At 60.3% G+C, this 17643-nt stretch carries 19 protein-coding genes; 11 read left to right on the forward strand and 8 right to left on the reverse strand.

The features are described from left to right. Positions 1–54: 54 nt before the first annotated feature. The 4 genes from coxB (at position 55) to JQF37_RS22450 (ending at position 4448) form a co-directional block, all read left to right on the forward strand. Positions 55–1182 (forward strand): cytochrome c oxidase subunit II, encoded by a 1128-nt coding sequence (gene coxB / locus JQF37_RS22435; RefSeq protein WP_130207964.1) that lies wholly within the window; start codon positions 55–57, stop codon positions 1180–1182. A gap of 82 nt (positions 1183–1264) precedes the next feature. Further along, a complete protein-coding gene (ctaD, locus tag JQF37_RS22440) occupies positions 1265–2851 on the forward strand; it encodes a cytochrome c oxidase subunit I (protein WP_047535857.1) in 1587 nt (528 codons plus the stop codon). Positions 2852–2980: 129 nt separating this feature from the next. Continuing rightward, positions 2981–3535, forward strand: coding sequence for a cytochrome c oxidase assembly protein (locus JQF37_RS22445; protein WP_047535851.1), 555 nt, complete (start codon positions 2981–2983; stop codon positions 3533–3535). 25 nt (positions 3536–3560) lie between these two features. Then, on the forward strand, positions 3561–4448 hold the full coding sequence (locus JQF37_RS22450) for a cytochrome c oxidase subunit 3 (protein ID WP_130207966.1): 888 nt from the start codon (positions 3561–3563) through the stop codon (positions 4446–4448). A 3-nt stretch (positions 4449–4451) separates the two neighbouring features. On the opposite strand, the gene JQF37_RS22455 is transcribed toward JQF37_RS22450, so the two are convergent. Then, entirely contained in the window at positions 4452–4655 is a 204-nt protein-coding gene (locus tag JQF37_RS22455) for a twin transmembrane helix small protein (protein WP_008064738.1), read from the reverse strand. Positions 4656–4725: 70 nt separating this feature from the next. Between JQF37_RS22455 and JQF37_RS22460 the strand changes: the two genes are divergently transcribed. Genes JQF37_RS22460 through JQF37_RS22480 form a run of 5 tightly spaced genes read left to right on the forward strand, consistent with a single transcriptional unit; the run spans position 4726 to position 8628 of the window. Continuing rightward, positions 4726–5466, forward strand: a complete 741-nt coding sequence (locus tag JQF37_RS22460; RefSeq protein ID WP_130207968.1) for an SURF1 family protein — start codon at positions 4726–4728, stop codon at positions 5464–5466. Beyond that, on the forward strand, positions 5432–6025 hold the full coding sequence (locus JQF37_RS22465; RefSeq protein WP_130207970.1) for a hypothetical protein: 594 nt from the start codon (positions 5432–5434) through the stop codon (positions 6023–6025). The genes JQF37_RS22460 and JQF37_RS22465 overlap by 35 nt, the downstream gene beginning before the upstream one ends. A gap of 10 nt (positions 6026–6035) precedes the next feature. Then, positions 6036–7109: a COX15/CtaA family protein gene (locus tag JQF37_RS22470; protein WP_130207972.1), complete on the forward strand. Its 1074-nt coding sequence runs from the start codon at positions 6036–6038 to the stop codon at positions 7107–7109. After that, positions 7097–7996: a heme o synthase gene (cyoE, locus tag JQF37_RS22475; RefSeq protein WP_130207974.1), complete on the forward strand. Its 900-nt coding sequence runs from the start codon at positions 7097–7099 to the stop codon at positions 7994–7996. The genes JQF37_RS22470 and cyoE overlap by 13 nt, the downstream gene beginning before the upstream one ends. Continuing rightward, positions 7993–8628, forward strand: a complete 636-nt coding sequence (locus JQF37_RS22480) for an SCO family protein (protein ID WP_130207976.1) — start codon at positions 7993–7995, stop codon at positions 8626–8628. The genes cyoE and JQF37_RS22480 overlap by 4 nt, the downstream gene beginning before the upstream one ends. Before the next feature lie 194 nt (positions 8629–8822). Here the strand turns inward: JQF37_RS22480 and JQF37_RS22485 are convergent, their stop codons facing one another. The 3 genes from JQF37_RS22485 to JQF37_RS22495 form a co-directional block, all read right to left on the reverse strand. Continuing rightward, a complete protein-coding gene (locus JQF37_RS22485) occupies positions 8823–9596 on the reverse strand; it encodes a MetQ/NlpA family ABC transporter substrate-binding protein (protein WP_130207978.1) in 774 nt (257 codons plus the stop codon). Positions 9597–9670: 74 nt separating this feature from the next. After that, positions 9671–10345, reverse strand: a complete 675-nt coding sequence (locus JQF37_RS22490) for a methionine ABC transporter permease (RefSeq protein ID WP_047535826.1) — start codon at positions 10343–10345, stop codon at positions 9671–9673. Next, a complete protein-coding gene (locus tag JQF37_RS22495; protein WP_103405375.1) occupies positions 10345–11352 on the reverse strand; it encodes a methionine ABC transporter ATP-binding protein in 1008 nt (335 codons plus the stop codon). The genes JQF37_RS22490 and JQF37_RS22495 overlap by 1 nt, the downstream gene beginning before the upstream one ends. 209 nt (positions 11353–11561) lie before the next feature. On the opposite strand from JQF37_RS22495, the gene katE reads away from it, so the two are divergent. Next, entirely contained in the window at positions 11562–13700 is a 2139-nt protein-coding gene (gene katE / locus JQF37_RS22500) for a catalase HPII (RefSeq protein ID WP_130207980.1), read from the forward strand. A gap of 104 nt (positions 13701–13804) precedes the next feature. Here the strand turns inward: katE and JQF37_RS22505 are convergent, their stop codons facing one another. From JQF37_RS22505 to zur, 4 genes are read right to left on the reverse strand one after another with little or no spacing between them, the layout of a single operon-like run. Next, a complete protein-coding gene (locus JQF37_RS22505) occupies positions 13805–14524 on the reverse strand; it encodes a PA5502 family lipoprotein (RefSeq protein WP_130207982.1) in 720 nt (239 codons plus the stop codon). A 37-nt stretch (positions 14525–14561) separates the two neighbouring features. Beyond that, the gene (gene znuB / locus JQF37_RS22510; RefSeq protein WP_090327107.1) at positions 14562–15350 is read right to left on the reverse strand and encodes a zinc ABC transporter permease subunit ZnuB; all 789 of its coding nucleotides are present in this window, start codon (positions 15348–15350) and stop codon (positions 14562–14564) included. Then, positions 15343–16128 carry a zinc ABC transporter ATP-binding protein ZnuC gene (znuC, locus tag JQF37_RS22515; protein WP_090327104.1) on the reverse strand — a complete coding sequence of 262 codons (786 nt, stop codon included), beginning with the start codon at positions 16126–16128 and terminating at the stop codon, positions 15343–15345. Before znuC ends, znuB begins: the two co-directional genes overlap by 8 nt. Further along, entirely contained in the window at positions 16128–16610 is a 483-nt protein-coding gene (gene zur, locus JQF37_RS22520) for a zinc uptake transcriptional repressor Zur (RefSeq protein WP_130207984.1), read from the reverse strand. The genes znuC and zur overlap by 1 nt, the downstream gene beginning before the upstream one ends. 57 nt (positions 16611–16667) lie before the next feature. On the opposite strand from zur, the gene JQF37_RS22525 reads away from it, so the two are divergent. Beyond that, positions 16668–17597, forward strand: a complete 930-nt coding sequence (locus tag JQF37_RS22525) for a zinc ABC transporter substrate-binding protein (protein ID WP_130207986.1) — start codon at positions 16668–16670, stop codon at positions 17595–17597. Positions 17598–17643: the final 46 nt, after the last annotated feature.

Here is a 17643-nt window from a genome sequence, read left to right on the forward strand (position 1 = left end):
CCTTGCCGCAGGTGAAAGCCGGCGGGATAACAAGAACGATAAGGGGAACCCGCAATGATGCGACATCCACATGTCTGGATGGGCCTCCTGTTGTGGTCGATTTTCAGCCAGGCGCAAGCCGCCTGGACTGTGAATATGGCGCCTGGAGCGACTGAAATCAGTCACGCTGTATTTGACCTGCACATGACCATTTTCTGGATCTGTGTAGTGATCGGCATCATCGTCTTTGGCGCCATGTTCTGGTCGATGATTCTGCACCGCCGCTCGACCGGGCAGGTGGCCGCAAAATTCCATGAAAGCACCACCGTCGAAATCCTCTGGACCATCGTGCCCTTCATCATTCTGGTGGCCATGGCGGTTCCCGCGACGGCGACCCTGATCAAGATGTACGACCCCAGTGAGCCGGATATCGATATCCAGATCACCGGTTATCAGTGGAAATGGCATTACAAATACCTGGGCCAGGACGTCGAGTTTTTCAGCAACCTGACCACCCCCGCCAACCAGATCCACAACAAGGAAGCCAAGGGCGAGCACTACCTGCTTGAGGTCGACAAGCCGTTGGTGCTGCCGATTGGTGCCAAGGTGCGCTTCCTGGTGACATCCGCCGACGTGATCCACTCCTGGTGGGTGCCGGCCTTTGCGGTCAAGCGCGATGCGATCCCGGGGTTCGTCAACGAAGCCTGGACCCGTGTCGACAAACCCGGCATCTACCGTGGCCAGTGCGCCGAGCTGTGCGGCAAGGATCACGGCTTCATGCCGATCGTTGTGGAGGTCAAGGAAAAGGCCGATTACGACAAGTGGCTGGCCGATCGCAAAGCCGAAGCCGCTCAGCTTAAAGAACTGACCAGCAAGGAATGGACCCTCGACGAGCTCAAGGAGCGCGGCGACAAGATCTATCACACCACCTGCGTAGCCTGTCACCAGGCCGAAGGCCAGGGACTGCCGCCCATGTTCCCGGCGCTCAAGGGCTCGAAAATCGCCACCGGACCGAAAGAGGCTCACCTGAGCCTGGTCTTCCACGGCAAGCCAGGCACCGCCATGGCGGCGTTCGGCAAGCAGCTCTCGGAAGTCGATATCGCGGCGGTCGTGACCTACGAACGTAACGCCTGGGGCAACAACAAGGGCGACATGGTCACTCCTAAAGAAGTGCTGGAGCTGAAACAGGCGGAAAGCAAATGACCCGGTCTATTGCGCATGTAAGGAACCGGTCGGGGCACGGCGCCCCGGCCTGCCCAGCCCATCTGTTGACAGGAGACAGGCCATGAGCGCCGTTATCGATGACCACGGTCATGCCGACCACGCCCACGGCCCCGCCAAAGGCCTGATGCGCTGGGTACTGACCACCAACCACAAGGACATCGGCACGCTGTACCTGTGGTTTGCATTCACCATGTTCCTGCTCGGCGGTTCGTTCGCGATGGTGATCCGCGCCGAATTGTTCCAGCCGGGCCTGCAAATCGTCGAACCGGCGTTCTTCAACCAGATGACCACCATGCACGGTCTGGTGATGGTGTTCGGTGCCGTGATGCCGGCGTTCGTCGGCCTCGCCAACTGGATGATCCCGCTGATGATCGGCGCACCGGACATGGCCCTGCCACGGATGAACAACTTCAGCTTCTGGCTGTTGCCGGCGGCGTTCATCCTGCTGGTCTCGACCCTGTTCACACCGGGTGGCGGACCGAACTTCGGCTGGACCTTCTACGCCCCGCTGTCGACGACCTATGCACCGGAAAGCGTGACGTTCTTCATCTTCGCCATCCACTTGATGGGGATCAGTTCGATCATGGGCGCGATCAACGTGATCGCCACCATCCTCAACCTGCGCGCCCCCGGCATGACGTTGATGAAAATGCCGCTGTTCGTCTGGACCTGGCTGATCACCGCGTTTCTGCTGATTGCGGTGATGCCGGTACTGGCCGGTTGCGTGACGATGATGCTGATGGACATCCATTTCGGCACCAGCTTCTTCAGCGCCGCCGGTGGCGGTGACCCGGTACTGTTCCAGCACGTGTTCTGGTTCTTCGGCCACCCCGAGGTGTACATCATGATTCTGCCGGCCTTCGGCGCCGTCAGTTCGATCATCCCGACCTTCTCGCGCAAGCCGCTGTTCGGCTACACCTCGATGGTCTACGCCACGGCGAGCATCGCGTTCCTGTCGTTCATCGTCTGGGCGCACCACATGTTCGTGGTCGGCATTCCGCTGGTGGGCGAGCTGTTCTTCATGTACGCCACGCTGTTGATCGCGGTGCCGACGGGCGTGAAGGTGTTCAACTGGGCCAGCACCATGTGGCAGGGCTCGCTGACCTTCGAGACACCCATGCTGTTTGCCGTGGCGTTCGTGATCCTGTTCACCATCGGCGGTTTTTCCGGGTTGATGCTGGCCATCGCCCCGGCGGACTTCCAGTACCAGGACACCTACTTCGTGGTCGCGCACTTCCACTATGTGCTGGTGCCAGGGGCGATCTTCGGGATCTTCGCCTCGGCCTACTACTGGATGCCGAAATGGACCGGCCACATGTACGACGAAACCCTCGGCAAGCTGCATTTCTGGCTGTCGTTCATCGGCATGAACATGGCCTTCTTCCCGATGCACTTCGTGGGGCTGGCCGGCATGCCGCGTCGGATTCCGGACTACAACCTGCAATTCGCCGACTTCAACATGGTGTCGTCGATCGGCGCGTTCATGTTCGGCGCCACGCAGATCTTCTTCCTGTTCATCGTGATCAAAACCATTCGCGGCGGCCCGCCTGCACCGGCCAAACCGTGGGATGGGGCCGAAGGCCTGGAGTGGAGCATCCCGTCGCCGGCGCCGTATCACACCTTCACCACGCCGCCGGAAGTGAAATGAACCATTTCAGCCTTGTGGATAATCCTGTGGGAGCTGGCTTGCCAGCGATGGCTGCATGTCTGACACACCGCGGTGATCCCATCGCTGGCAAGCCAGCTCCCACAGGGTTCTCGGTAGAGGGCACAGGCCATGGCTGACTCGATTTCGATGAAGAAACTGGTCACCCGCCTGTTATTGGTGGTGGTAGCGATGTTTGTCTTCGGCTTTGCCCTGGTGCCTATCTACGACGTGATGTGCAAGGCATTCGGCATCAATGGCAAGACCGCCGGGCAGTATGAGGGCGAGCAAACGGTCGACACCTCGCGGCAGGTACGCGTGCAGTTTCTGTCGATGAACAACGCCGACATGCCGTGGGAGTTCTATCCCAAGGGTGATGATCTGGTGGCCCATCCGGGGGCGGTGAACGAGATGATTTTCATCGCGCACAACCCCACTGACCGCCCGATGAGCGCCCAGGCCGTCCCGAGCATCGCGCCCAGCACCGCGGCGGCGTATTTCCACAAGACCGAATGTTTTTGCTTTACCCAGCAAGTGCTGCAGCCCGGTCAACGGATCGAGATGCCGGTACGTTTCATCGTTGACCGTGACATGCCCAAGGATGTGAAGCACCTGACGCTGTCCTACACGCTGTTCGATATCACCGCCCGACATCCACCGGTAGTCGTTGCAAACACTGGCGGTTGAGCGTGCCCGATAAGGAGAACAATCAATGGCAACTCATGAACATTATTACGTTCCTGCCCAGAGCAAATGGCCGATCATCGCCACGGTCGGGATGTTCGTCACGGTATTTGGCCTGGCCACCTGGTTCAACGACCTGAAAGCCGCGCGGCCGGAATCCCACGGCCCGCTGATCTTTTTCGTCGGTGGCCTGCTGTTGGCCTACATGCTGTTCGGCTGGTTCGGCACGGTGATCAAGGAAAGTCGCGGCGGACTGTACAGCGCGCAGATGGATCGTTCGTTCCGCTGGGGCATGAGCTGGTTCATCTTCTCGGAGGTCATGTTCTTCATCGCCTTTTTCGGCGCGCTGTTTTATGTGCGCCACGTCTCCGGCCCGGCTCTGGGTGGCGAAGGCGCCAAAGGCATCGCCCATATGCTGTGGCCGAACTTCCAGTTCACCTGGCCACTGCTGAACAATCCGGACTCCAAACTCTTCCCGCCGCCCAAGGAGGTCATCAGTCCCTGGGGCCTGCCGCTGCTCAATACCGTGTTGCTGGTGAGCTCCAGCGTGACGGTGACCATCGCCCACCACGCCTTGAAGAAAGGCCATCGCGGCGCGCTGAAACTCTGGCTGGCGATCACCGTGCTGCTCGGTTGCGCGTTCCTGACCTTCCAGGCCGAAGAGTACATGCACGCCTACCACGAACTGGGCCTGACCCTGGGCTCGGGCATCTATGGCGCGACGTTCTTCATGCTCACCGGCTTCCACGGTGCCCACGTGACCATCGGCACCATCATCCTGTTCGTGATGTTGATGCGGATCATGCGCGGGCACTTCGACGCCGATCATCAGTTCGGCTTCGAGGCGGCGAGTTGGTATTGGCACTTCGTGGACGTGGTGTGGATCGGACTGTTCGTTTTCGTCTACGTGCTCTAGGCCTTACCACGGCGCATGCGACACCAACTGGCCGCTGAAGAAGCCCCAGGCGATCAAGCCGACGGTGATGGCGGCCAGTGCAACACGGACACTCAAGGCAATGACGAGGCGGTTCGAGCTGCTGTCGTCCTTGACCAGAAAAAACAGGCCGCTGAACAGGCTGACAACCGTGGCAATCAGCATCAGGACGATGGCTGCTTTGAGCATGGTGGAACTCCGGGGGACAGGCGATGCATTTGAGTATAGCTATCGCGATGACCGACTTTCTGGCGACGCCATGAAGCGCTTCCGGCCAGGCATCGTGCCGACACTGGTGGTGGCGCTGTTGCTGCCGCTGCTGGTGTCCCTGGGGTTCTGGCAGTTGAGCCGGGGCGCCCAGAAAAGCGCGCTGCTGCAAAGCTACACCGAGCGCCGGGCCGCCGAGCCAATGGCCAGCACCGAGCTGCAACATACCGCAGACCCGGCCTTTCGCCGAGTACGCCTGCACGGCCAGTTCGATGCCGCCCACAGCCTGCTGCTGGATAACCGCCAGCGCGATGGAAAGGTCGGGATCGAGTTGCTGCAACCGTTTCAGGATCAGGCAACAGGGCTCTGGCTGCTGGTCAATCGCGGCTGGCTGCCATGGCCGGACCGGCGCACACCGCCTCAATTCACCACCCCTGCCGAGGCCTTGAGCCTCGACGCCTGGGTCTACGTCTCCCCCGGCGCGACCTTCCAGCTCCACGCCGACCCCAACTCAACGACCTGGCCTCAACTGGTGACGGCGATTGACCCGGCAAAACTCTGGTCAGCCCTCGACCGCGAAGGGTTCGCCTACGAATTACGCGAGGAAAGCGGCCCCGCGTCCTACCAGGCTGACTGGCCGGTGGTCGCCATGGGCCCGGAAAAACACATCGCTTACGCCGTGCAGTGGTTCGCCATGGCGATCGCCCTGTTCGGCCTTTATCTCTACCTCGGCTGGCACAACGCAAAGGAGAAACACCATGGGAGCGGCCATGAATCCACCCAGCATGTCTGAGGCGAAAACGCCGGCGAGTCGGCGCAAGGGTCGCTTGCAGTTACTGTTGATCCTGCTCGGGGTGATCGGTCCGATGATCCTCGCCACCGGCATGTACAAACTGCAGTTCTGGGTGCCGGAGGGCCGCAGTTATCACGGCGAACTGATCGGCAACGGCCAGACCCGCGCCGACATCGGCGTGCAGGCGCAGGAGGACCGCTGGCAGATGCTGGTCACCGCGCCGAAGGATTGCGCGGTGGACTGCCAGCAGTTGGTGTATCTGGCACGGCAAATCCAGATCGGCCTCGGTCGCGATGCCTCTCGCGCCAGCCACGCACTCGCCGCCGCCCAGCCCCTGACGTCCGAGTACGACGCCAAACTGACCCGGGAATATCCGCAGCTGCAGCGCTATCCGCTGGATTTGAGCACTTTCAGTCAATCGAACGGCGACAAGACCACGCCGCAACTGTGGATCATCGATCCTCACGGCAATCTGGTGCTGCGCTACGACCCGTCGGTCAAGGGCAAGGACTTGCTCAACGACCTGCGCCACCTGCTGAAACTGTCGAACATCGGATAAGGGCATCGTCATGGCCAAACCTGGATTTCGCCTCGCGCTGTTTGCCACCCTGCTGGCACTGATTGTGGTGTTGCTCGGCGCCTATACCCGCCTGACCCACGCCGGCCTCGGCTGCCCGGACTGGCCCGGCTGCTACGGCTTTATCAGTGTGCCGAAAAGCGAAGCCCAACTGGCCCATGCCGAATTGCATTTCCCTGACGCTCCAGTCGAGGTCCACAAGGGCTGGAACGAGATGATCCATCGCTACTTTGCCGGCACCCTCGGCATGCTGATCTCGGTACTGGCCGGACGTGCCTGGATCAATCGCCGGCATCCGGGACAACCGCTGAAGCTGCCGTTGTTCCTGCTGGCGGTGGTGTTTGGCCAAGCGGCATTCGGCATGTGGACGGTGACGCTCAAGCTCTGGCCGCAAGTGGTCACCGGGCATTTGCTTGGCGGCTTTGCCACGCTGAGCCTGTTGTTTCTGCTGACCTTGCGCCTGTCCGGCGTACTGCCGGCGCTGACCGTGCCACGACGCTTGCAACACTGGGCGACGGCCGGGTTACTGCTGGTGATCCTGCAAATTGCCCTCGGCGGCTGGGTCAGTTCCAACTACGCCGCCGTGGCCTGCATCGACTTCCCGACCTGCCACGGCCAATGGCTGCCCCCCGCCGACTTCGCCAACGGCTTTCACCTGACCCAACACATCGGCCCGAATTACCTCGGCGGGCAACTGGACAGCGATGCCCGCACCGCGATTCACCTGACGCATCGCATCGGCGCGTTGCTGGTGACCCTCGTGCTACTGGGTCTGGCGTGGCAACTGAAGGCAGTCGGCATGACACGCCTGGCGGGCCTGGTACTGATCGCTCTCGCCGCACAAATCACCCTCGGTATCAGCAACGTGCTGTTTCATCTGCCGCTGCCAGTGGCCGTCGCGCATAACGCCGGGGGCGCTGCGCTGCTGCTGACGATGGTGTTGGTCAATTATCACGCCCGCACCAGCCTGATTCGGGTCAAGCAACCGGCTCGCTGGCGCTTCAGTCCGCGTAAACAAACAGCCGGGCTCATAACAATAAAAGGAGAGATGCCATGGCGATTCTGATCGGCGAACGTCCCAGTCAGGCGATCTGGCGTGACTACCTGGAGCTGACCAAACCGAAAGTGGTGGTGCTGATGCTCATCACCTCACTGGTGGGGATGTTCCTCGCGACCCGTGCCGGTGTGCCATGGACCGTGTTGCTGTTCGGCAATCTGGGAATCGCCCTGTGCGCGGGCGGTGCGGCAGCGGTCAACCATGTGGTGGACCGGCGCATCGATGCGGTGATGGCCCGCACGCACAAACGGCCACTGGCCGAAGGCCGGGTTTCACCGGCCGCCGCGCTGACCTTTGCCCTGGCGCTGGCGGTGCTCGGCCAGGCCTTGCTGCTGGCCTTTACCAATCCGCTGACCGCCTGGCTGACCCTCGCCTCCCTGCTCGGCTATGCCGTGGTGTACACCGGTTTCCTCAAGCGCGCGACGCCGCAGAACATCGTCATTGGCGGGCTGGCCGGTGCCGCTCCGCCCTTGCTCGGCTGGACCGCCGCCACCGGTCATGTCAGCGCCGAACCGCTGTTGCTGGTCCTGATCATCTTCGCCTGGACCCCGCCACACTTCTGGGCCCTGGCCATTCACCGCAAAGAGGAATACGCCAAGGCCGATATTCCGATGCTGCCGGTGACCCACGGTGAGCATTACACCAAGGTGCATATCCTGCTTTATACCGGCGCGCTGCTGGCCGTCAGCCTGATGCCGTACGTGATACATATGAGTGGCCTGCTCTACCTGATTTGCGCCATCGGCCTGGGCGCCAGATTTCTGCAATGGGCGGTGGTGCTGTACCGTGGCACTCGGCCGCACGCGGCGATCAACACCTTCAAGTACTCTATTTACTACTTGTTCCTGCTGTTCATCGCCCTGCTCGTTGACCACTACTTATTGTTGAATCTATGACTCGAACCCAGAAAACCGTCTTCATCCTCGTCGCCCTGATCGCGCTGGTCCTGGGCCTGACCATCAACAAAGTGCTCTCGGGCAAAGGCCAGGGCGACCCGACGGCGCTGATCGATGCGGGGATTATCCTGCTACCGCAAAGCCGCAGTCTGCCGAGCGTGACGATGACCAATCAGGACGGCCAACCGGTCACGATCAACGAGTTGAAAGGCAAATGGAGCCTGCTGTTCTTCGGCTACACCTTCTGCCCGGACATCTGCCCGACCACCCTCGCCCAACTGCGCCAGATCAAAAGCGAACTGCCGCCCGAGGCGGTGGACAAGTTGCAGATCATACTGGTCAGCGTCGACCCGAATCGCGACACGCCCAAGCAGCTCAAGCAGTACCTGGGCTACTTCGATCCACAGTTCATCGGCCTGGCCCCGGCATCGGTCGAAGAACTGCAAAAAGTCGCCAATGCCGTGAGCATCCCGTTCATTCCGGCGGACACCAGCAAACCGAACTACACCGTCGACCACAGCGGCAACCTGGCGGTGATCGGACCGGACGGGACGCAGCGCGGGTTCATTCGTGCGCCGTTGAACAATCAGAAACTGGTGGTGCAGTTGCCGGTGATGCTCAAACGTCAGTGAAAACACCACGAAACCTGTGGGAGCGAGCTTGCTTCGGGCGGCGCTCCGACGATGGTCGTGAACGTTAACGCGTAAATCCAGATGCCCAGCGGCGTCCTTTTGTTTTTCGCGAGCAAGCTCGCTCCTACAGAGGGCGGTGCTGGGCACAAAAAAGGGGACGCATCTGGCGTCCCCTTTTCATTGCTTTCAGCCAATCAGAACGCTGGCACGACCGCGCCTTTGTACTTCTCGAGAATGAACGCTTTCACTTCCGGGCTGTGCAGTGCAGCAACCAGTTTCTTCATCGCCTCGCTGTCCTTGTCGTCCGGACGGGCAACGAGGATGTTCACGTAAGGCGAGTCGCTGCCTTCGATGACCAGTGCATCCTTGGAGGGATCGAGCTTGGCCTCCAGCGCGTAGTTGGTGTTGATCAGCGCCAGGTCGACCTGGGTCAGCACGCGCGGGATGGTCGCGGCTTCCAGTTCACGGATTTTCAGGTCCTTGGTGTTTTCGGTGATGTCCTTGACGGTCGACAGGATGTTGTTCGAATCCTTCAACTTGATCAGGCCCGCCTTCGCCAGCAGCAGCAAGGCACGGCCGCCGTTGGTGGCATCGTTCGGGATCACCACGTTGGCGCCGCCTGGCAGGTCTTCCAGTTTTTTATGCTTGCTGGAGTAGGCGCCCAGCGGCTCCAGGTGCACGCCGACGACCGAAACCAGGTGGGTGCCCTTGGCCTTGTTGAATTCATCGAGGTACGGCTGGTGCTGGAAGAAGTTGGCGTCCAGGCGTTTTTCCGCAACCTGCACGTTCGGCTGGATGTAGTCGGTGAAGACCTTGACCTTCAGGTCCACGCCTTCTTTGGCCAGGGCCGGTTTAACGAATTCGAGGATTTCCGCGTGGGGAACCGGGGTCGCCGCGACCGTCAGGGTGTCGGCGGCGTGAGCGGAAAAGGCTGCAACGGCAGCGAATGCGACGAGTAGTTTTTTCATTCAGCTAACTCCTTGTGGGTACTCGCTTGCGACGCCTGAAACCAGCGCCTGCCAGCCAATGGCCAGTTCATTGATCATTTACGGGAAAAGTGGACAACCAGTTTGTCGCCGACGGTTTGCAGTACCTGAACCAGTACCAGCAGCAAAATCACGGTGACCACCATCACATCAGTTTGAAAACGCTGGTAACCGAAACGAATCGCCAGGTCACCCAAGCCACCCGCGCCGACCACACCCGCCATCGCCGTGTAGGACACCAGTGTAATAGCTGTCACCGTAATCGCCGCGAAGATGCCCGGACGGGCTTCAGGCAGCAACGCATTGGTGATGATCTGCCGCGTCGTCGCGCCCATCGACTGGGTCGCTTCGATGATGCCGCGATCCACTTCACGCAACGCGGTTTCCACCAGTCGCGCGAAGAACGGCGTGGCGCCCACCACCAATGGCGGAATCGCCCCGGCGACACCGAGGGAGGTACCGGTGATCAACACGGTGAACGGAATCATCACGATCAGCAAAATGATGAACGGCAGCGAGCGCAGGATGTTCACCACCAGCGACAACATCGCGTAGATGCCTTTGGCTTCCAGCAACTGACGCGGGCTGCAGAGGAACAACAACACACCCAGCGGCAGACCCAACAATACGGTGAACAACAGCGAACCACCGAGCATCAGCAAGGTGTCACCGGTGGCCAGCCAGATTTCGAACCAGTCAATATTGGCGAAGAAACTCGTCAGGGCTTCCATTAACGCAGCACCTCCATGTGGACGTCGGCAGCGCTGAAGCGGGCGAAGGCCGCCTCCATGTCACCACCGGTCACGGCCAGGGTCAGTTGCCCGTAGGGAATGTCTTTGATGCGATCGATGCGACCGGCGAGGATGCTGTAGTCCACACCCGTTTCCCGCGCGACGGTACCCAGCAGCGGCGCGTAGGTCGCTTCGCCCTGGAAGGTCAGACGCAGGATGCGCCCCGGTACGTGAGCGAAATCATCGCGCTGTTCGCTTTCGTCGATTTGCTCGTCTTCTTGCACGAAGCGCTTGGTGGTCGGGTGCTTCGGATGCAGGAACACCTCGGCCACCGAGCCTTGCTCGACGATCACGCCAGCGTCCATCACCGCCACCTGGTCACAGACACGACGGATCACATCCATCTCGTGGGTAATCAGCACAATGGTCAGCTTCAGCTCGCGATTGATTTCGGCCAGCAATTGCAGAACCGAGGCTGTGGTCTGTGGGTCCAGGGCACTGGTGGCTTCGTCGCACAGCAGGATTTTCGGCTTGGTCGCCAGGGCGCGGGCGATGCCGACACGCTGCTTTTGACCGCCAGACAATTGCGCCGGGTACTTTTTGGCGTGGTCGGACAAACCGACCCGGGCCAGCAATTCGGCCACACGCCGATCGATATCAGCACGCGACAGCTCACCGGCCAGGGTCAGTGGCAGCGCGACGTTGTCGGCAACGGTCTTGGACGCCAGCAAATTGAAATGCTGGAAGATCATCCCGACCTGTTGACGGAAACGGCGCAAACCGTTGGCGTCGAGCGCGGTGACTTCTTCGCCGTCGACGATGATCTTGCCGCCACTGGAGTTTTCCAGTCGATTGATCAGGCGCAGCAGGGTACTTTTTCCCGCACCGGAATGGCCGATCAGGCCAAAGACCTGACCGTTCTCAATCGTCAGACTGGTCGGGTGCAGGGCGGGAATTTCCTTACCGGCGACGCGGTAGGTTTTATGGACGTTTTGAAACTCGATCACGTAGCGAACCTTGTGGGGCGCGTTAGAAAAGGATCAGCGGTTAGCCGGGCGCGCATTTTAGCCTGTCCGTATAGAGGTTCTTAGCATTTATTTCGCATTCAACCAGCCATTTGGCAATAACGCGATCAAAGGTCAGATAAAAGGAACGGTCAAAAACGTCATCAGTCACTAATTAGGCCACTCGAAAAAAGCCCGAGGAGTTATGCCTGATGAGTACCAAAAAGCCTGCCGCCACCAAAAGCGCACTGGCCGGGACCGATACCCTGGACCGCAGCAATACCAACGCCAAACTCGATAGCCTGGAAAAATTCCGCTCCGACGCCACCGATCAGGCCCTGCGCACCAATCAGGGCGTGAAGGTGGCGGACAATCAAAACACCCTGAAGGCCGGGGCCCGCGGGCCTTCGCTGCTGGAAGACTTCATCATGCGTGAAAAAATCACGCACTTTGACCATGAACGCATTCCCGAGCGCATCGTTCACGCTCGGGGCACGGGTGCCCATGGCTACTTTCAGTCCTACGAAAACCATAGCGTGCTGACCAAGGCGGGTTTCCTGCAGGACCCAAGCCAAAAAACGCCGGTATTCGTTCGTTTTTCCACCGTGCAAGGCCCTCGTGGATCGGGCGACACGGTCCGGGATGTACGAGGCTTCGCGGTGAAGTTCTTCACCGACGAAGGCAACTTCGATCTGGTGGGCAACAACATGCCGGTGTTTTTCATTCAGGACGCCATCAAGTTTCCTGACTTCGTGCATGCGGTGAAACCCGAACCGCATAACGAGATACCCACCGGCGGCTCGGCCCACGATACGTTCTGGGACTTTGTCTCGTTGCAACCGGAATCGGCACACATGGTGATCTGGGCCATGTCCGACCGGGCCATCCCGAAAAGCCTGCGCAGCATGCAGGGGTTCGGCGTTCACACTTTCCGCCTGATCAATGCCGAAGGAAAATCACGCTTCGTCAAATTCCACTGGCGCCCCACCGCCGGAACTTGCTCGCTGGTGTGGGATGAAGCGCAGAAACTCGCGGGCAAGGACACCGACTACCACCGTCGCGACCTCTGGGAATCCATCGAGATGGGGGACTACCCGGAATGGGAACTCGGTGTTCAGGTCATCGAGGAAGAAAACGAACATGCCTTCGATTTCGACATTCTCGACCCCACCAAGCTGATTCCGGAAGAGCTGGTGCCCATCACACCGCTGGGCAAAATGGTGCTCAACCGCAACCCCGACAACTTCTTTGCCGAAACCGAACAGGTAGCTTTCTGTCCGGGCCATATCGTGCCGGGAATCGACTTCTCCAACGATCCGCTGCTGCAAGGTCGGCTGTTTTCCTACACCGATACGCAGATCAGCCGACTCGGCGGACCGAACTTTCACGAGATTCCCATCAACCGTCCGGTCTCGCCGTTCCACAACGGCCAGCGGGATGCGTTGCACCGCACCACGATTGATAAGGGCCGCGCATCCTACGAACCAAACTCAATCGACGGCGGCTGGCCGAAAGAGACCCCACCCGCCGCGCAGGACGGCGGTTTCGAGACGTATGCCGAACGCATCGACGCCAACAAGATCCGTCAGCGCAGCGAGTCGTTCAGCGACCACTTCTCCCAGGCACGGCTGTTTTTCCACAGCATGAGCCAGCATGAGCAGGAGCACATCATCTCGGCGTACAGCTTCGAACTGGGCAAGGTTGAACGGGAGTTCATCCGCGCACGGCAAGTAAACGAGATCCTCGCCAACATCGACCTGGAACTGGCCAAGCGCGTGGCGCAGAACCTGGGCTTGCCGGCACCGAAGGCCGGAACGGTCGATGTGCCGAAAATTTCTCTGGAACGTTCGCCCGCCCTTAGCCAGGCCAATCTGCTACCGGGCCATATCAAGACGCGAAAAGTCGCCATCCTTGCAGCCAACGGTGTCGATGGCTCGGCCATTGATGCCATGAAGAAAGCGCTGGAAGCCGAAGGTGCGCACGCCAAACTGCTTGGCCCGACTTCCGCTCCTGTGACGACCGCCGATGGCAAGGCATTACCAGTGGATGCATCCATGGAAGGTTTGCCTTCCGTAGCGTTCGACGCGGTGTTCGTGCCCGGCGGTGCAGCATCGATCAAGGCCTTGAGCACGGACGGCGTGGCCCTGCATTACCTGCTCGAAGCCTACAAACACTTGAAAGCGATCGCGCTGCATGGCGAGGCGAAGCAGTTACTGGATGTGTTGAAGCTGGAGGCGGATACAGGGTTAATCGTCGGAGCGGATGCCAAGCTGATCAAGCCGTTTTTCGCGGCCATCGGGCAGCATCGGGTTTGGGACAGGGAGCCGAAGGCCAAGGCTGTTCCGGCCTGAAAGTTTTGAGCGATGAAAGGCCACCATCGCGAGCAAGCTCGCTCCCACAGTTGATTTGCAGTGAACACAAATCGAACGTGGGAGCGAGCCTGCTCGCGATGCTTTTAAGGTTTTTTGCGAGGGCTGAGCACCATCTGCGCCGGAACGCTGCGCAGGATCTGCCGCTCCAGCTTCAGGTCAAACTCCGGATCGAGCTTTTTCACCCGCTTGCTCAGCAAATTCGCCAACCACGGATAATCTTCAGTACGCGGAGCCTGAATGCTCACATCACACTGAAAATTCACCACATCGGCGGCGATAGCGTCCAGTTGTCGACGCAACTTGGCCATATCGTTGATATTCAGTGCAACCGTGGTGCTTTCAGCCGTCGGGTCGATGACCTTGGCTTTTGGCTGGGCTTCGGCTGCCTTGAGAGCGGCTTCGGCCTTTTCCAGTTCAGCCTTGCGCGCCTGGGCGATGGCGCCATTGACCCCACCGGTCAGTGCCGGCGCCTTGGGCATCAACGCACGGGCACGACTCAGGGCGGTGGCTGCGGCGTTTACATCACCTTTTTGCAACACGATCTGACTGCGCATCAAATAGGCTTCAGCCAGTTGACGCTGGTATTGCTCAAGGGATTGATCGTTGGGCGATTCGGCCTGCAAGGCAGCCAGTTGATCTTCCGCCGTGGCCAGTTCGCTGCTGGCCAGACTTTGCTCAAGCTGTGCAATGGCCGCGGCCCGCGCATCGGGGGCTTCGGTGGCCGCCGGTGGCGTGCTTTGGCAAGCGCCCAGCAGCACGGAAAATGCGACAAGGAGCAGATAACGGGAGGCGAACGACTTCATTCCTGCGACTCTCTATTTGCGCAAAAAACGAGCAAGTCTACACCCCTCGACGGGGCAGAACAAAACTCAGCAGAAACAGCGCGGCGGCCGCCACCACAATTGACGGGCCGGCCGGGGTGTCCTTGAACCAGGACAACGCCAATCCGCCACACACGGCGAGTATGCCCAGCAGGCTCGCACCCAGTGCCATCTGCTCCGGCGAGCGGGCGTGACGTTGTGCCGCAGCCGCCGGGATGATCAGCAACGAAGTGATCAGCAACACACCGACGATTTTCATCGCCACGGCAATTACCACGGCGATCAACAGCATCAGCGCCATGCGTAATCCGGCTACGGGCAAGCCCTCGACCCTGGCCAACTCCTCGTGCACAGTGATGGCCAGCAACGGCCGCCACAAGGCCACCAACAGCGCCAGAACGGCCGCGCTACCACCCAGGATCCAGGCCAGATCGGTCGGGCTGATCGCCAGCAGGTCGCCGAACAGATACGCCATCAGGTCGATCCGCACTTCGTGCATGAAGCTTAGTACCACCAGGCCCAGAGAGAGCGTGCTGGGTGCGAGAATTCCCAAAAGCGTGTCAGACGCCAGCGGCTGACGCTGTTGCAAAGTCACCAGCAACACCGCCAACAGCAAGCAGCCCACGGTCACCGCTACGGTCGGACTGACATCCAGCAAAAAGCCCAACGCCACGCCCAGCAGGGCCGCGTGGGACAAGGTGTCGCCAAAATAAGCCATGCGGCGCCAGACCACGAAGGAACCCAAAGGCCCCGCGACTACCGCCAGGGCCAGACCTGCAAGCAGGGCGTAGAGCAGAAAATCAGCCATGCTTGCAGCTATCTCCATGGACGTGGGTATGGCCCGATCCGGGCGCCTTGACCACCGAGCCATGCAGATCGTGGGCGTGGTCGTGATGGTGGTGATAAATCGCCAGGCTTTGTGCGTTTTTTCCGAACAGCTCGACGAAGGCCGGATCGCCGCTGACCTGCTCAGGGTGACCGGAACAGCAAACGTGGCGATTGAGGCAAACCACCTGGTCAGTGGTGCTCATCACCAAGTGCAGGTCGTGCGACACCATCAATACCCCGCAACCGTGACGGTCACGCAGACGGGTAATCAAACTGTAGAGTTCGGCCTGACCGGCCACATCGACACCTTGCACCGGTTCGTCGAGCACCAGCAGTTCCGGCTCGCGCAACAAGGCCCGGGCCAACAAGACACGCTGCATTTCACCGCCGGAAACACTTTGCACCGGGCTGTCGATCACCTGCTCGGCACCGACTTCCTTGAGGGCCGCCAGGGCCATCGCCCGGTCCACGCCCGGCACCAGACGCAAGAAGCGCAGAACCGAGAGCGGCAGTGTCGGATCGACGTGAAGTTTTTGCGGCATGTAACCGATGCGCAGTTTCGGCTTGCGCCAGACGCTGCCACTGTCCGGTTTCAACAGACCGAGCACAGCGCGCACCAACGTCGTCTTGCCTGCGCCATTGGGGCCGATCAATGTGACGATCTGGCCCGGTTCGACGCTCAACTCGATGTTATCCAGCACACTTTGCCCGGCAAACGTGACGGCAACCTGCTCGAGGCGGATCAGCGCGTTGCTCATCAAGCCCCCTGACAACCTGAGCAAAGACCAATCACTTCGACGGTCTGGCCTTCGACGACGAACCCGACATCCTGAGCGCTGGCGATGATCGCGTCGCTGATGGACTTCTGTTCGAGCTCGATGGCCGCGTGACATTGGCGGCAAATCAGGAACTGGCCCTGATGCGCGTGCTCCGGGTGATTGCAGCCGATGAAGGCGTTGAGCGAGGAGATCCGGTGAACCAGGCCGTTCTCCAATAGAAAATCCAGCGCCCGGTACACGGTCGGTGGCGCGGCGCGGCGGCCGTCCTGCTCACTCAGCACCGCGAGAATGTCGTACGCGCCCAGCGGTTTGTGGCTTTGCCACACCAGTTCCAGCACCCGGCGACGCAAGGCGGTCAAACGCAGGCCCTGGCGCGCGCAAAGTGCATCGGCCTCGGACAAAGCGCTGTGAACGCAATGAGAGTGGTCGTGGGGACGGCTGGCAATCGGTGTTTTAGGCATGAGCGGCGACGCGTATGGTGAGAGACGTTATTATGTTACCCGTTCTCGCCTCTTCGAGTGGTCATCGTGTCCCGACTTTTTTCTGTTTTTGTCGCATTTGTCGCCAGTTTTCTGCTGATCGGCTCGGCCCACGCCGAAGTCAAAGTCCTTACCAGCATCAAGCCGCTGCAATTGATAGCCGCGGCGGTGCAGGACGGCGTGGCGATTCCGGAAGTGCTGCTGCCGCCGGGAGCCTCACCGCATAACTATGCCTTGCGCCCTTCCGATGTACGGAAAGTGCAATCGGTGGATCTGCTGTACTGGATCGGCCCGGACATGGAAGGTTTCCTGCCACGCGTGCTGAACGGTCGTACGCTGCCGAGCGTCGCCGTGCAGGATCTGCCGGGCATGAAGCTGCGCCGTTTCGCCGAAGATAGCCACTCCCACGCCGAAGAGGCCGATGAGCATGACCACGATCATCGCCCGGGTAGCCTGGACGCACATTTGTGGCTGTCGCCGATCAACGCCCGTGTCATCGCGGCGAAAATGGCGGCTGACCTCAGTGCAGCCGATCCCGCCAATGCCACGCGCTATCAAAGCAATCTCAAGGCGTTCGATGAGCGTCTCGATGCGCTGGATCTGCGCCTAAAGAAACGTCTGGCCGGTATTGAAGGCAAACCTTACTTCGTGTTCCACGAAGCCTTCGATTACTTCGAGGACGCTTATGGGCTCAAGCACACCGGCGTTTTCAGTGTTGCAGCCGAAGTGCAGCCCGGCGCCCAGCATGTCGCGGCGATGCGCGCGCGGCTGCAGGAAGTGGGCAAGACCTGCGTGTTCAGCGAACCGCCCCTGCGTCCGCGCCTGGCGGAAACCCTGGTGGCCGGGCTGCCGGTGAAACTGGCGGAACTGGATGCGCTGGGCGGATACACACCAGCGACTGCCCAGGGGTATGAGCAGGTACTGGAAAAATTGGGAAATGACCTGGCAGGGTGCCTTGAGTCGCTGTAACTGACACAAAACCTGTGGTGAGGGGGCTTGCCCCCCTCACCAAAAC

Source organism: Pseudomonas sp. MIL9 (assembly GCF_016887925.1).
GTDB lineage: Bacteria > Pseudomonadota > Gammaproteobacteria > Pseudomonadales > Pseudomonadaceae > Aquipseudomonas > Aquipseudomonas mohnii.

Bases quoted from the DNA above. Each gene is read 5' to 3' on its own strand.
- coxB (WP_130207964.1), top strand. From the start codon at position 55: ATGATGCGACATCCACATGTCTGGATGGGCCTCCTGTTGTGGTCGATT.
- ctaD (WP_047535857.1), top strand. From the start codon at position 1,265: ATGAGCGCCGTTATCGATGACCACGGTCATGCCGACCACGCCCACGGC.
- JQF37_RS22445 (WP_047535851.1), top strand. From the start codon at position 2,981: ATGGCTGACTCGATTTCGATGAAGAAACTGGTCACCCGCCTGTTATTG.
- JQF37_RS22450 (WP_130207966.1), top strand. From the start codon at position 3,561: ATGGCAACTCATGAACATTATTACGTTCCTGCCCAGAGCAAATGGCCG.
- JQF37_RS22455 (WP_008064738.1), bottom strand. From the start codon at position 4,655: ATGCTCAAAGCAGCCATCGTCCTGATGCTGATTGCCACGGTTGTCAGC.
- JQF37_RS22460 (WP_130207968.1), top strand. From the start codon at position 4,726: ATGAAGCGCTTCCGGCCAGGCATCGTGCCGACACTGGTGGTGGCGCTG.
- JQF37_RS22465 (WP_130207970.1), top strand. From the start codon at position 5,432: ATGGGAGCGGCCATGAATCCACCCAGCATGTCTGAGGCGAAAACGCCG.
- JQF37_RS22470 (WP_130207972.1), top strand. From the start codon at position 6,036: ATGGCCAAACCTGGATTTCGCCTCGCGCTGTTTGCCACCCTGCTGGCA.
- cyoE (WP_130207974.1), top strand. From the start codon at position 7,097: ATGGCGATTCTGATCGGCGAACGTCCCAGTCAGGCGATCTGGCGTGAC.
- JQF37_RS22480 (WP_130207976.1), top strand. From the start codon at position 7,993: ATGACTCGAACCCAGAAAACCGTCTTCATCCTCGTCGCCCTGATCGCG.
- JQF37_RS22485 (WP_130207978.1), bottom strand. From the start codon at position 9,596: ATGAAAAAACTACTCGTCGCATTCGCTGCCGTTGCAGCCTTTTCCGCT.
- JQF37_RS22490 (WP_047535826.1), bottom strand. From the start codon at position 10,345: ATGGAAGCCCTGACGAGTTTCTTCGCCAATATTGACTGGTTCGAAATC.
- katE (WP_130207980.1), top strand. From the start codon at position 11,562: ATGAGTACCAAAAAGCCTGCCGCCACCAAAAGCGCACTGGCCGGGACC.
- JQF37_RS22505 (WP_130207982.1), bottom strand. From the start codon at position 14,524: ATGAAGTCGTTCGCCTCCCGTTATCTGCTCCTTGTCGCATTTTCCGTG.
- znuB (WP_090327107.1), bottom strand. From the start codon at position 15,350: ATGGCTGATTTTCTGCTCTACGCCCTGCTTGCAGGTCTGGCCCTGGCG.
- znuC (WP_090327104.1), bottom strand. From the start codon at position 16,128: ATGAGCAACGCGCTGATCCGCCTCGAGCAGGTTGCCGTCACGTTTGCC.
- zur (WP_130207984.1), bottom strand. From the start codon at position 16,610: ATGCCTAAAACACCGATTGCCAGCCGTCCCCACGACCACTCTCATTGC.